Origin of the sequence: Photobacterium ganghwense (genome assembly GCF_003025595.1) — a bacterium.
GTDB lineage: Bacteria > Pseudomonadota > Gammaproteobacteria > Enterobacterales > Vibrionaceae > Photobacterium > Photobacterium ganghwense.
In genome coordinates this window covers 545937-559173 of sequence record NZ_PYMI01000003.1, presented here as the reverse complement: position 1 = coordinate 559173, position 13237 = coordinate 545937, and the positions used below count along the sequence as shown (strand labels likewise).

Annotated in this window: 11 protein-coding genes; 6 read left to right on the top strand and 5 right to left on the bottom strand. The window is 50.7% G+C overall.

Annotated elements, in window-relative coordinates:
• Nucleotides 1-58: 58 nt before the first annotated feature.
• Nucleotides 59-1273: an MFS transporter gene (locus tag C9I92_RS12970; protein WP_047883511.1), complete on the bottom strand. Its 1215-nt coding sequence runs from the start codon at nt 1271-1273 to the stop codon at nt 59-61.
• A 95-nt stretch (nt 1274-1368) separates the two neighbouring features.
• Here C9I92_RS12970 and C9I92_RS12965 point away from each other — a divergent pair, with 95 nt between their 5' ends.
• The 4 genes from C9I92_RS12965 to C9I92_RS12950 all read left to right on the top strand — a co-directional run bounded on the left by C9I92_RS12965 (nt 1369) and on the right by C9I92_RS12950 (nt 7368).
• Entirely contained in the window at nt 1369-2238 is an 870-nt protein-coding gene (locus C9I92_RS12965) for a LysR family transcriptional regulator (RefSeq protein WP_047883510.1), read from the top strand.
• Nucleotides 2239-2552: 314 nt separating this feature from the next.
• Nucleotides 2553-4097 (top strand): methyl-accepting chemotaxis protein, encoded by a 1545-nt coding sequence (locus C9I92_RS12960; protein WP_047883509.1) that lies wholly within the window; start codon nt 2553-2555, stop codon nt 4095-4097.
• Nucleotides 4098-4242: 145 nt separating this feature from the next.
• Nucleotides 4243-4449 carry a hypothetical protein gene (locus C9I92_RS12955; protein ID WP_047883508.1) on the top strand — a complete coding sequence of 69 codons (207 nt, stop codon included), beginning with the start codon at nt 4243-4245 and terminating at the stop codon, nt 4447-4449.
• A 537-nt stretch (nt 4450-4986) separates the two neighbouring features.
• Nucleotides 4987-7368 carry a YgiQ family radical SAM protein gene (locus tag C9I92_RS12950; RefSeq protein WP_047883507.1) on the top strand — a complete coding sequence of 794 codons (2382 nt, stop codon included), beginning with the start codon at nt 4987-4989 and terminating at the stop codon, nt 7366-7368.
• 153 nt (nt 7369-7521) lie between these two features.
• On the opposite strand, the gene C9I92_RS25435 is transcribed toward C9I92_RS12950, so the two are convergent.
• The 3 genes from C9I92_RS25435 to C9I92_RS12940 all read right to left on the bottom strand — a co-directional run bounded on the left by C9I92_RS25435 (nt 7522) and on the right by C9I92_RS12940 (nt 10587).
• Nucleotides 7522-7680: a hypothetical protein gene (locus C9I92_RS25435; RefSeq protein ID WP_047883506.1), complete on the bottom strand. Its 159-nt coding sequence runs from the start codon at nt 7678-7680 to the stop codon at nt 7522-7524.
• A 70-nt stretch (nt 7681-7750) separates the two neighbouring features.
• On the bottom strand, nt 7751-9583 hold the full coding sequence (locus tag C9I92_RS12945; protein ID WP_047883505.1) for a sensor domain-containing diguanylate cyclase: 1833 nt from the start codon (nt 9581-9583) through the stop codon (nt 7751-7753).
• Nucleotides 9584-9831: 248 nt separating this feature from the next.
• Entirely contained in the window at nt 9832-10587 is a 756-nt protein-coding gene (locus C9I92_RS12940) for a DUF2884 family protein (RefSeq protein WP_248827358.1), read from the bottom strand.
• Nucleotides 10588-10764: 177 nt separating this feature from the next.
• Between C9I92_RS12940 and C9I92_RS12935 the strand changes: the two genes are divergently transcribed.
• Entirely contained in the window at nt 10765-11244 is a 480-nt protein-coding gene (locus C9I92_RS12935) for a LabA-like NYN domain-containing protein (RefSeq protein WP_047883504.1), read from the top strand.
• 237 nt (nt 11245-11481) lie between these two features.
• Here the strand turns inward: C9I92_RS12935 and C9I92_RS12930 are convergent, their stop codons facing one another.
• Entirely contained in the window at nt 11482-12162 is a 681-nt protein-coding gene (locus tag C9I92_RS12930) for a cation efflux transmembrane domain-containing protein (RefSeq protein WP_047883503.1), read from the bottom strand.
• Nucleotides 12163-12350: 188 nt separating this feature from the next.
• Between C9I92_RS12930 and C9I92_RS12925 the strand changes: the two genes are divergently transcribed.
• Nucleotides 12351-13229 carry a LysR family transcriptional regulator gene (locus C9I92_RS12925; protein WP_047883502.1) on the top strand — a complete coding sequence of 293 codons (879 nt, stop codon included), beginning with the start codon at nt 12351-12353 and terminating at the stop codon, nt 13227-13229.
• The last annotated feature ends 8 nt before the right edge of the window (nt 13230-13237 follow it).

Sequence of the window (13237 nt, the reverse complement as noted above, 5' to 3'; positions counted from 1 at the left end):
TGCCTCTATTTGTGAATGCTCTAACTGAGTGTTTTAGCTAGGGGCTTAACTTAGAGGCTTAATTAATTGGCAGTTCATTGCCGGTCGGAGTCTGATTAGACTGTTTTGCCAACATAAAACACAGCAGCAAAAGAATCAGATACAACACACTGCCTCCGGCTATCACCCCATGCCAGCCATAATGCTGCCAGCAGTAAATCAGATAGAACCCACCCAGGCTGCCCCCCGCGTAATAGTGAACCAGATACAACGCCGTGGCCGTGGCCTTGGCCTTGGCCGATTTTGCCCGCTGGCTTACCCAGCCATAAGCCAGTGAGTGAGTAAAAAAAGCCCCTGAACTGATTAACAGCAAACCGACCACAATGGCAGCTATCGACTCTAGTGCTGCAACCCACATCCCCACAGCACTCACCACTGTTCCCAACACCATACCCGGAATGGTGCGGAAATGCTGGGTCCAACGCCCGCTGAGCTTGGCGGATAATGTGCCGCTCAGGTAACAGAGAAAAATCATGGATGCCCAGCTGACCGGTACCGAATAAGGTTCAGCGACCAACCGGAACCCCATAACGGTATACAGGTTCACAAACAGGGCGAAGTTGACCCCGCCAATCAGCATCGCAATCCGTAGCACCGGGTTACGTAAATGGTGAAATACACTGAGTGTCTGCTGCCGCAACTGGCCGGTAGACGGCGTAAAGTGCGCCTGCTTCGGCAACAGGAAATACACCAGAATCGCTACCAACAGGCTAAATACTGCCATCACCAGCGCCGCGCCCTGCCAGCCAAACTGTTCAGATAAAAAACCGCCGCTGATACGACCAATGATACCGCCCAGCGAGTTTGCGCTGATATACCCGCCCACGGCCAGCATCAAGGCTCGCGGAGTAAACTCTTCGGCCATGTATGCCACAGCCACAGCCGCAAAACCCGCCAGCGCGGCACCCATGAGAGCCCTCGCCAGACTGAGCGTCAGCAACGAATCGGCCATGACCATCAGACTGCCAATCACCGGTACCATCGCCAAGCTGATCAGCATGACTTCCCGGCGACCTACCCGCTCAGACCAGACTGCCCAAGGTACCAGAGTCAGGGCAAGGGCAAACGTGCTGGCCGCCACCAGCCAGTTCACCTGGGTCGCGCTGGCGGAAAACGTGTCAGCCATCATCGGCAGCATCGGCTGGAATAAGTAAAGATTACAAAATATCAGGAACGACCCTAGACATAGCGCGAAGCTGGCTCGCCGGTATGCTGCGGTTTTAATATCAATCATGACCACACACTCAGAGGAAGGAACTGAGAAAACAGTAGCAATTCCTTAACGATAGTGAAAATATATTAAAACTATCACCTTCATAAACAATCGATATGGATATCCGACAACTGACCTATTTCGTGGCCGTTGCTGAAACACGCAACGTTACGCAGGCGGCAAAGAAACTGCACATCGCTCAGCCGGCGCTGAGCGTTGCGATCAAAAAGCTCGAAAGCCAGCTTGACCTGACCCTGTTTGACCGCAAAGACAGACGCATTATTCTGACGCCAGAAGGTGAAGTACTGCTACACCATGCCCGTCTTATCCTGCAACAGGTCAATGATGCCAATACCGCCCTGAAAGAACTGAAAGGGCTGGCAAAAGGTGAAGTGCGCCTCGGACTCCCCAGCATGCTTGGCTCTTACTATTTCCCGGAAATTCTGATGGGCTTTAAAAGTCAGTATCCGGATCTCAAACTGACGATTGTGGAAGCCGGTACAGAGTCCATCCGCAGGATGTTGCTGAGTGGCGAGCTGGATCTTGGCATTATTCACTGTCTGGAAACCCCGGATAGCCTGGAGACAGAACACCTGCTCAGCTCGCAGATGGTCGCCGTCGTCAGCGAGGACAACCCGCTTGCCCAGCAAACCAGTCTGGATTTCGACACCTTTTTTGCTCAGGAACTGGCAATGTTCAAACCCGGCTACTTCCACCGGGAGTTCATAGATCGCTTTTGCCAGCAACACCACTTCACGCCCAATATCGCATTTGAAACCAACCTGCTGCCGTTGATCCTGAAAATCGTCCGACGCGATTTTGCCATTACGGCACTGCTGGAAATGGTGACTCAGCATGAAAGCGGTCTGGTGCCCTTGCCGTTTAGTGAACCGGTGTACCTGAATATCGCCATTGCCTGGCGTAAACACGGTTATTTGTCCCTCGCGGATCGGGCGTTTATGGAATTTATGAAAAAAGCACGCTGAGTGTGTCACCCCAAAAAAAGTTGTCCCGGCGGCGGCTGAATAGTTAATACCGGCAACGAAATGGCCGCCCTGTTCTACAAGTTTTTTGTTCAAATTGGCCAGAAGTGACGGCAGATCACTGGCACCTGTTTTGTCAGGAAAGCCAGATGCCGCTGCCTGCAAAAAATTACCACTCCTGTCCTGTTCGCATCTACAGTTGATAATGCACGGGATAACCCGATGGAACAAAAAGAACAATAAGATGGACTGCTGACTGACGGTTCACTGCCAAGGTGTTCTCCGATGACCAGCTTTTATGTAGAAGAGGGACAACCATGAGAAAGAACCGTCATGTGACTAACCGTGAGGTGGTGCTTGATCAACAGGCTCAACTGGTGACAACCACAGATTTACAGGGTGTCATCACCTATGCCAATGAAGAGTTTGTCAGTGTCAGCGGTTATCACGCTGATGAACTGGTCGGCCAGCACCACAACATTATTCGCCACCCTGACATGCCTCGGGAAGCGTTCGCTGATCTCTGGCAACACCTGAAAGAAGAAAAACCCTGGCGTGGCATTGTCAAAAACTGCTGTAAAGACGGCAGCTACTATTGGGTTGATGCCTATGTCACCCCACTTTACGATAACAACCGGTTGAGCGGCTATCAGTCAGTCAGGCGTAAACCCACCCCTGAGATGATCACCACAGCCACCCGCATTTATCAGCAACTCAATGCCAGAAAGAATCCCTACTCATTTTCCCTTAAACCTCCGGTCAAACTGGCTCTGACCACCCTGCTCACCATCAGCTCACTCCTGGCGTCGCATTTTTACCTGACTGAGTATCAGGCATTAGCAGGTTTGATCCCACTGGCCATGGTCTTCATTCTGTTTCGAGAAGAGCTGTTCAGCACCCCGAGTTTCTTCCGCCAGCTCAGTCAGAGTTATGACAGTCTGACCCGCATCATATACAGCGGCGACAGCATGAAGTCGATCGCGGATTTTCACTTACAGCTCAATGACGCTCGCAACAAAACCGTTCTCGGACGGATTGATGATGTCTCTCAGACCCTGAAAGTGGTGGCAGACAACCTGACCCGAGAAACGGAAGAGATGCGGGAGTCCATCACCCAGCAAGACAGCGACACCCAGATGATTGCCTCTTCCATTACTCAACTGTCAGCCGTCGCCAGAGAAATTGCGCAGAATACCCAGCTGACCAGCGAGAAAGCCATGATTGCCCAGCAACAGTGCGCTGATACCACTCAGGTGCTGGATGTCACTCAGAACAATATCAACGAACTGGCCATCAAGACCGAAAATACGGCGCAAACCGCCAAATCACTGGTCAAAGTGTCTGATCAGATCGAAACCATGATGATGGAAATTCAGGGCATAGCAGAACAAACCAACCTGCTGGCATTGAATGCGGCCATTGAAGCGGCCCGCGCCGGTGAGCAAGGCCGCGGCTTTGCGGTAGTTGCAGACGAAGTACGGGCGTTGTCACAACGAACCCATGGCGCTACCGAAAAAATTCAGGCCAGCATCGAAGACATTAACGCCACCCTGACCCACTGGCAGTCAACCACCCAGATCAGCATCGCCAAAACTCAGGAATGTGTCGATAACACCAACGCCACCGCCGAGAAAATCCGGGCGGTAGTCGCGATGGTCGATGAGATTGCCGAAATTTCCACCCAGATTGCCACCGCCGCGGAAGAGCAAGGCACAGTATCGGTCGAAATCAGTAACAACGTACATCAAATTTCTGATACTTCCAACCGAAACCTGGCGCGCATGGAAACCATGAAGCAGGGTGCCGGTATGTTGAAAGAAAAAATGATGATGCTGGAAGGGCTTGGCAAGTCCTTTGGATAAACCGGGCTGGCTACCTTCCCGCTTTTTTATCACCTCCTCCCTGTTGCCGATTCCCCGGTAACAGGGAAAGCAAAAGCAAAAAGTTGCGTTTCCACCATATGCATCCACACTGATAATGCATCTATCAACTGATGAGGATCAGAGCATGGCTAAAGATAAAGATTTAGTGAACTTTGGTGAGGAACATGAGCTGAACAGTCGCCTGAAGAGTATGGGCAAACGGCAGACTCAGGACAATCGCAACAAGCTCAAAGAGTTGGGAACACAGGTCAAACAGGAATTAGGCAAACGCGTGCTAACTCATGATGAACTGCGAAGCGCCATGGAAGCCCATAAAGAAATGTTCGAGTAGCCTCTTTAGGGTGTAAACCCGATACACCCGCCGTTGATTCACCGCTTATACATCGACTTGGCTAAGTACATTCATTGCCACATTAACGGCTTCAGCTATCGCGACAATAATACGACGTCTACCGCGCCCTCAACGAGAGCAAACCGTCCTCGTTACAGGGCGCACATTTGCCCAAAAAAGATAAGAAAAAGAAATTTGTAGCGAGCCTCCCTCTCCTTCGGTTCGTCTTTTATTCATGCCCGGCAAATCTTCTGCACATCCCAACCAGCCTCAGCGCGTTTGTTAGTAGGCGAGCATTGTTCCGTCACACCCGTCAAACCGACGTATAGTTAACTGACTGCGAAATTATCTGGTGCGAAGCAGCTCTGTAAGTTGGTTTTCATGACTGCAGAAAAAACCGTAAAAACCACACTTAACGCCAGAGAAAAACCGTAAAAATAATAGGTTTTACCGGCTTTCAACCCCTTACAGATTAAGGGCTAGATAGTTGTTTTGCGAGGGGCTATAATTCCCGCCTTCAAAATTTGAGGTCAATCTATGCGCACTGAAGTAACACCTATTAACAGCTATCCGAAATACTGGGCGGAATGCTACGGCACAGCCCCTTTCCTCCCGACGAGCCGGGAAGAGATGGACGCCCTAGGCTGGGATAGCTGCGATATCATCATTGTTACCGGTGATGCTTATGTTGACCACCCGAGTTTTGGTATGGCTGTGATTGGCCGGGTACTGGAAGCGCAAGGCTTCCGCGTCGGTATTCTGGCTCAGCCGGACTGGAACTCAAAAGAACCGTTTATGGCTCTGGGCAAGCCAAATCTGTTTTTCGGTATTACCGCCGGGAACATGGATTCCATGATCAACCGCTACACCGCTGACCGTAAACTGCGTCATGATGATGCGTACACCCCAAATAACGAGGGTGGCAAACGTCCTGACCGCGCAGTACTGGTGTACTCTCAGCGTTGCCGTGAAGCCTACAAAGATACTCCGATTGTGTTAGGGGGTATTGAAGCCAGCCTGCGTCGTCTTGCGCATTACGATTACTGGTCTGACAAAGTTCGCCGCTCGGTACTGTTTGACGCCAAAGGGGACATCCTGCTGTTTGGTAACGCCGAACGCGCCCTGATTGAAGTCGCGCACCGTCTGGCTGATGGTGAAGATATCACCACCATGACCAACATTGCCGGTACTGCCGTTATTCTCAAAGAGCTGCCAGCCGGTTACAAAGAGATTGACTCCAGCCGTATTGAGAAACCGGGCAAGGCAATGCCGATGCCAAACCCTTATGCGACGGAAGAAACCTGCGCGACGAACAAAGACGCCAAAGCCGAAGAAAAAGCAGCCGCTGTGGCTGAAGCCAAGCCATTCACGATTCAGCCATCGCGTCATGACTCAAAAACCACGGCTGTGCGCCTGCCGTCTTACGAAAAGCTGCGTAATGACCGTATTTTGTACGCACACGCCAGCCGAATCATGCACCTGGAAGCGAACCCTTACTCTTCCCGCGCGCTGATTCAGCGTCACGGAGATCGCGAGCTGTGGGTAAACAAGCCGCCAGTTCCGCTGACAACGGAAGAGATGGACTTCGTCTTCGGCCTTCCTTATGCCCGTGTTCCTCACCCGATGTACGGCAAAGCGAAGATCCCGGCGTATGACATGATCAAAACCAGTGTCAACATTATGCGCGGCTGTTTTGGCGGCTGTTCGTTCTGTTCGATTACTGAGCACGAAGGACGGATTATTCAGAACCGCTCTCATGAGTCGATCCTCAACGAGCTGGAAGAAATCCGCGACAAAGTACCGGGCTTTACCGGCACGATTTCAGATTTGGGTGGCCCAACAGCCAACATGTACCGTCTGGGATGTTCTGATCCGAAAGCCGAAATCAACTGCCGTCGTCCGTCATGTATCTTCCCGGATATCTGTAAGAAGCTGGATACCGACCACAAACACACCATTGACCTGTACCGTAAGGCACGTCAGGTGAAAGGCATTAAGAAGATCATGATCGCCTCAGGCGTGCGTTATGACTTGGCCATTGAATCGCCGGAGTACATCCGTGAGCTGGTAACCCACCACGTCGGAGGCTACCTGAAGATTGCACCGGAGCACACCGAGAAAGGAACTCTGGATCTGATGATGAAACCGGGTATGGGTACCTATGACCGCTTCAAAGAGCTGTTTGACAAATACAGTAAAGAAGCCGGTAAGAAACAGTACCTGATCCCTTACTTCATTTCGGCGCACCCGGGTAGTACTGACGAAGACATGCTTAACCTGGCCTTGTGGCTGAAACAAAACGATTTCCAGTGTGACCAGGTACAGAACTTCTACCCGTCTCCGATGTGTAACGCGACGGCGATGTACCACTCTGAAACGAACCCGCTGAAGCGCGTGAAATACAAACAGCGTGAAGATCTGTTTGTTGCCAAGGGCGACCGTCAGCGCCGCCTGCATAAGGCGCTGCTGCGTTACCATGATCCGGCAAACTGGTCGCTGATCCGTGAAGCGCTGCTTAATATGGGTAAAAAGCACCTTATCGGCAGCCGCCCAGAGTGTCTGGTACCGGAAGAAGGCAGCGATGCCGAACTGACGCCAGCGCAACGTCGTGGCTCCAGCCGCCACGGAGCGAAGCGTTTTGCGACCAAACACCCTAACCAGCCGGATATCCGTAAAGACGGACAGCGTGGTCAGGGCAGCAGTCGCCAGGGGCAATCAGCTCGAGGTGGAGACAGCCAAGCCCGTAGCGGTAATGGCCCAGCTCGCGGCGGTAACGGACCAAAAGCCGGTAACAAGCCAGGCGCTTCCAAAGGTCAGGCACAAGGCAATGGCCAAAAGCCAAAGAGCAAAGGTTCGTTCAGCGGAAAACCATCATCCCGCAACGGCAACGGTAAGCCGGCACGAGCGAAAGCACGGTAATCGGCCCGAGTTTTCGGCATCCGTTCGATCACACCAATAAGCAAACAGCCCGCACGATGCGGGCTGTTTCTTTTTGGAATTAACGACCTTGGGTTTTATTTAGCTTTCCGCTCACGGGATGGGTGAATACGTAAATCTCGCATCCGTTTAGCATCAATGTCGCATCAGTTCAGAGGCCATTAGTATCACCACCAGCACGACAATGATCGCACCAAAAACCAGTACCACTTTATGCTGGGTTTTCTCATCGAGGTACTTTACAGCCAAGCCACCGAGCAGCAGCAAAATGACAATCACCGCCAGTTTTAACATCTCTGCCCCTCTAAAATGCGTTCCGTATCTTTAGCTTAGCAAACCGTCCGCCCGAATTTTGCAAGCCGGATCATACTTCAACCTGTGTCATCAGCGATAATTCGGCATACAGTTCAGGCCGGAAATACACCAGCTGATTTTTACCCTGCGCCTTCGCCCGGTACAACACCCGATCCGCCCGGGCTATCGAGATTTCGACATTCTCGGCCACTTTCGCAACACCGATACTCACGGTAATACAGCAGCGTTTAGTCCCGTTGGCGATCAGGGTACTGGCAATGGTTTTACGCAACCTTTCCAGTTTCTGCACCACAGCCTGCTCATTCGGCACCGTCAGCAGCACTGCGAACTCTTCTCCCCCGTAACGCGAAACCACACTGTGCTGGTCAAAACTGTCTTTCAGCACCCCGGCAATACTCAGAATGACCTGATCACCAAACAAATGCCCATGGGTATCATTGATACGCTTAAAGTCGTCGATATCGATCATCGCCAGATAGTAGCAATCAGAGCCGCGACACAGTTGATGGTTGATCTGTTCACGCAGATAAACCTTATTCATCAGGCCGGTCATCGCATCTTTGCTTTGAATGCGCTGGCTCAACATGACGTGATTAAGCGCACTCTGCGCGTAGTTCTGAACAATTCCGGCAAATAACGGGAAGAAAAAGCGCACGTTGTGGACATACAGCAAACCAATCAGCTGGTTTTTCTGCGTCAGCGGAATACGGATACACGGCTGATATTGCACTATTTCGTGTTCAAATCCGGCCTGCTCGTGCGGTGAGACCAGGCGAATCCTCTGCAGTTCTCCTTTCAGAGCCACCACAACCTGCTTTTCTGTGATAACGATCGTGCCATCCGCCGACTCATATTCCTGATTATAGGCATCATGAATGAGCAAGGTGATCCCATTACAGGTCACCAGATCATTCACCATATCCAGCAAATGAGCGGTCAATTCCGAGGGGGTGCTGACATCGTTCAGGTGGCGTCCGTCAAGGTTAATCCGGTACGTGATATAGCCAACCAGCACCAGAATCGCAATCATCCCGACCAGACCGGCAGAAACCGCACCGAGACTCAGGGTACGCTTGATAAGATCTGCCACACTGGTGCCGGACAACACGATCCAGTCATATGATGGCGTAATATCGTACACACTGAATTTAAGCTGGCCATCATACTGATAAGAGCCAATATAGCCACTTCGATGGCCGTCCTGGATTGTCTGGAGCATAGCAGGGGTGACGCTCACCGATGGTGTGCCGACTCTGCTGGGGTCCGGGTGCATCACAATCCGGCCGGTCTGAGCTTCCACGGCGTACACGTAACCACTGTTCAGGGTTTTTAACAGCGACAGATTTTCATACAGGCTGTCAGCATCAACTTCCAGAATCAGGCGGGCATCGTGATCGCCTTCAACGGTAATCACGCGAACCAGAGCCACAGACCACTGTTCGGTACTACTGCTCCAGTAAATCGGAGTGATATAGGTTTCGCCGGGAGCCGCATCGGCATTAAACCACGGCCGCTGCCGGACACCTTCTTCGGCATCCACAATCTGAAAACCGCCGGTTGCATAAAAACTGCCCTTCACCAGCACACCAACCTCCAAAAACTTGGGCTGGTTATCGACCATTTCCTGCGCGGCAGCAATCAGGTGATCAGTATCCCCGCTGTATTGCCACAATCGTTCCAGCAGAAGGAGATGCGCTTCTGCTGAAGAAAAATGCTGCTCGAGATATTCTTTCGCCAGATTCACATTCGCGCTTGCCTGACGAATCGCCTCATCCTTGGTGTGCTTGTACTCTGCGTATCCTACATAAACTAATAAACCGATAACAAAGATAAAAATAGGGAGAATAAGCTTAATTAACGTTTTCGGCTTTATTTTTCTCATCGGTTCTTAATAACCTGCTTCATATTTCTTTTGTGTGGTATTTCAACTTATTGCTGGCGCATATTATCCACAAAATATGAAAAACTGCTTTGATATGTTCAAAGTAGCCTATCAATTAGTGACATATCCCACATTCAGAACGTTAATTACAGGATGGTCATTAAATAAAAAAACACAGGCTGCGAATATTCGCAGCCTGTGTTATCAATAGAACAAACTTTATATTAACAACAAAGACAGTCTCGTTATCAGATCTCGAACATCGGATAATCTTTCAGCGCTGGAATCTTTTCATGTAGCGCCTGCTCTTCCTGAGCCAGTCCCTGCATGGAGTCACACACATTTTCCGCTTTTTCGGCAACATCCGCACTGCGTATTTTAATTTGATTTTCCATACTGGATTTCAATTCCGACATTTTATTTTGAAACTCAGTGAAATTCAGTTCACCATCTTTCATTTCTTCTTTTAATGCCGAAAACACCGCAGACATTGACGCACCACTTAAACGTTGCATCACCTGTTCAAACTCTTCTTTCCAGCTGGTTTCAGCCGTTGTAAAAATATCTGCCGGCATTACAAACTGATCATCCTTGTAGAACTTTTCCCGCGCTTTGAGGGTATATTCGTCCACCAGTTTGTCGACTTCCGTAAATGCCTCATTACTGTCGAAAGCGGATGCCAGCTCGGCAATAACCGATTTAGCCATGCTGCTACCTTCTTCCGCAACCGCGGCCACCTGTGGCAAATATTGCTGAACATGCTGGCTGTAAGCTTCAACAGCTTTTTGCTGGGCATCATCCAGGGTGACTCGTTGCCCATTGATGTACAGCTGATAATTTTCATCAATCAGCACTTTCGGCTGTTGTTCCTGATACAACGAAACGGTGTTGTCGACAATATGAATATCATTCCTGACATCCACCGGGCACGTTTGTGCCTGCGCGCCAAACGACGCTCCTATGACAACCAGAGCCAACATTGAATGCTTAATAGCCATTTCCATAACAAACCGCTTTTTACCTCAAGAATGAACATAATGTCATAAGTTTTACCGCAGTCAACATGCGCTATTTTGCCAGTGATTTTCGCCGGAAACGTAAAGAAATAGTCAGAATGTAAGGGTTACCCTTAATACAGATAGGTATATACTAGCGATTGAATTTGCTAACAGACTAATACCGTGGAAAAAGTAGCCATTTTCGTCGATGTCCAGAACATCTACTACACCGTCAGAGATGCCTATGGGGCTCACTTTGACTACAACGCATTCTGGGCGGAGGCCACCCAAGACCGCACCGTGGTAGCGGCCTACGCATACGCCATTCATCGTGGCGATGAAAAACAACGCCAGTTTCAGAATATCCTGCGTGGAATCGGGTTTGAGGTGAAACTGAAACCGTTTATTCAGCGCAGTGACGGCTCCGCCAAAGGCGACTGGGATGTGGGCATTACCATTGATGTGCTGGAACACGCGCCTGATGTCGACCGTATTATTCTACTTTCCGGTGACGGTGACTTCGACCTGCTGGTTGAAAAGGTACAGTCAAAGTACGGCATTGATGTTGAGATCTATGGTGTACCCGGTTTAACGGCCACTTCACTGATCCAAACTGCGCATGCATTTCGCGAAATCGAAGAGACACTGCTGTTGCAACGGTAGCTGGCTGGGCCGGTTCAAATGGCCGAGTGAAACGAGTGAGAAAAGAGATCGCGCAGACATCCAAGGCTAAATCAGAGTCAACAAAAACATGGGGAGCCTTTAAGGCTCCCCATGTTGATCCTGCTTATCATGACGTGCGTCGGAATGACCGCCTTTTTTCCAGTGTAGCGTGAACTGTTGCTATTAAGTATCACTATTAACAGGAGTGATGTTTGCTCAGTGGCCAGGAGAGATCCCTTAACCGTTCTGCCAGTTGGCTGACATACTCAGCTCATACTGCTCACGACACCTCTTCAGTGCGCCCGCCATCATCTTCAGCGGTACAATCACGAAATACAACGATGCAACTACCACCATCGCCGGGTCGGCGTACACCGCGTATTCTTCCATCCCCACATAGGTCAGCAGAGACGCCACGATAAAGCCAGCCATCACGGCGGCACTGATCACCGTATCCATCAGCCATTGTTTAGACTCGGCTGTCACCAGCGCAGATTGAGCTTTCTTGCCATAGCGCACCATCACCATGTAGGAAGCGATACAACCCACTACGTTTACAACCCCAAACAACAGCGCCAGACCGGCATCAACTTCACGGCCGCCAGATATCATTGCCGATACTGCCGAGCTGAATGAGAGCGCACACATCAGTGCAATAACCAGCCCTTTAAATGCAATTACACCGGGCTCAATCATGCCAAGACGCGGGTTCTTACGCGCTTTTGGTGAACGGATATATGACGCGGCTGCCAGCGAAACAAGGGTAAGCGCCAGGCTGACCAGCGAGTACGCCCCGTCGAACACAATCACCAGCGAGCCCATCCATAAACCGAGCCCGATACCCATCAAGGCGAAAAATAAGGCAGAAATTGTAGAGAACTTTAATAGTTTTCGTTCTAAAGATACATTGCATAGCATATAAACCTCGATGCTAACGATTTTTCGTCAGCTTTTATTCGATTTTGTGGAACTGAAACTAATCATAGCGGGGGTTTTCACATGGTGATAATCACTCAGCGACGAGTTTTTCGTCGCAAGACTCGACAAGGGTGGGTTTTTCAGCAGACAATGTGTTTTGATATAAACAGTTTTCGAGGTTCAGCAAGGTGAAAGTCAATCAACTGGCCATGTTTCTTGCCACCAGCGATACCGGCTCGATTGCCGAGGCAGCACGTAAACTTGGTAAAAGCCGTACCACCGTCAGTTCGTCCCTGAGCGCGCTGGAAGATGAGCTGGGGGTTCAGCTGCTGGAACGCACGGGAAACCAGGTCACGCTGACAGCGGTAGGTGAAGCAATCAAAAACGACTGTGAACGCATGGTGATGATTGCCGGGGATATCACGGCACGCTGCGACCAACATATTAAGGGGGTGGAATCGGTGCTGCGCATCGCCCGGGATGACGCGCTACCGGAGTCATTCTGGCGTCAGTTAATCCACGACATGAGCCAGCATTTCCCCAACACCAGCGTGTCGGTCTATATGGCACCGCCACCGGAGTTGGATGACATGGTCGAACAGAACATGGTCGACATTGCCTACTGCCTGCTTCCGTTCACCCGCCGTATGACCAATAACCACCACATCAAGCTGGGTGAAATCAGAATGATGACCGTGGCCCATAGCGCCCACCCGCTTTCCAAACTTAGTCAGGTGGTGAACTCAGATTTGGCCCGGTACACCGAATTTACCCTGTCGGCCATTGATGACGAGGGCCTTCACGCGGTATCTCCGGCTTCAGGGAATTACATTGCCTTGCCCTTTTATGAGCACCTGCGCAACGCCGTGCTGGACGGAACCGGCTGGTCAAACGTACCGTCAGTGCTGATTAACCCGTATCTGCGGGACGGCAGCGTCAAAGTACTGAATCACGATCAGGCAATGAAATGGCAGTCCTACGGGATGATTCAGAATACTTACAATCAGCAAGGGGGAATCACCCGATGGCTGGCGAACCAGCTGGAACAGTATCTGAACGAGGCCTGATGACTAGC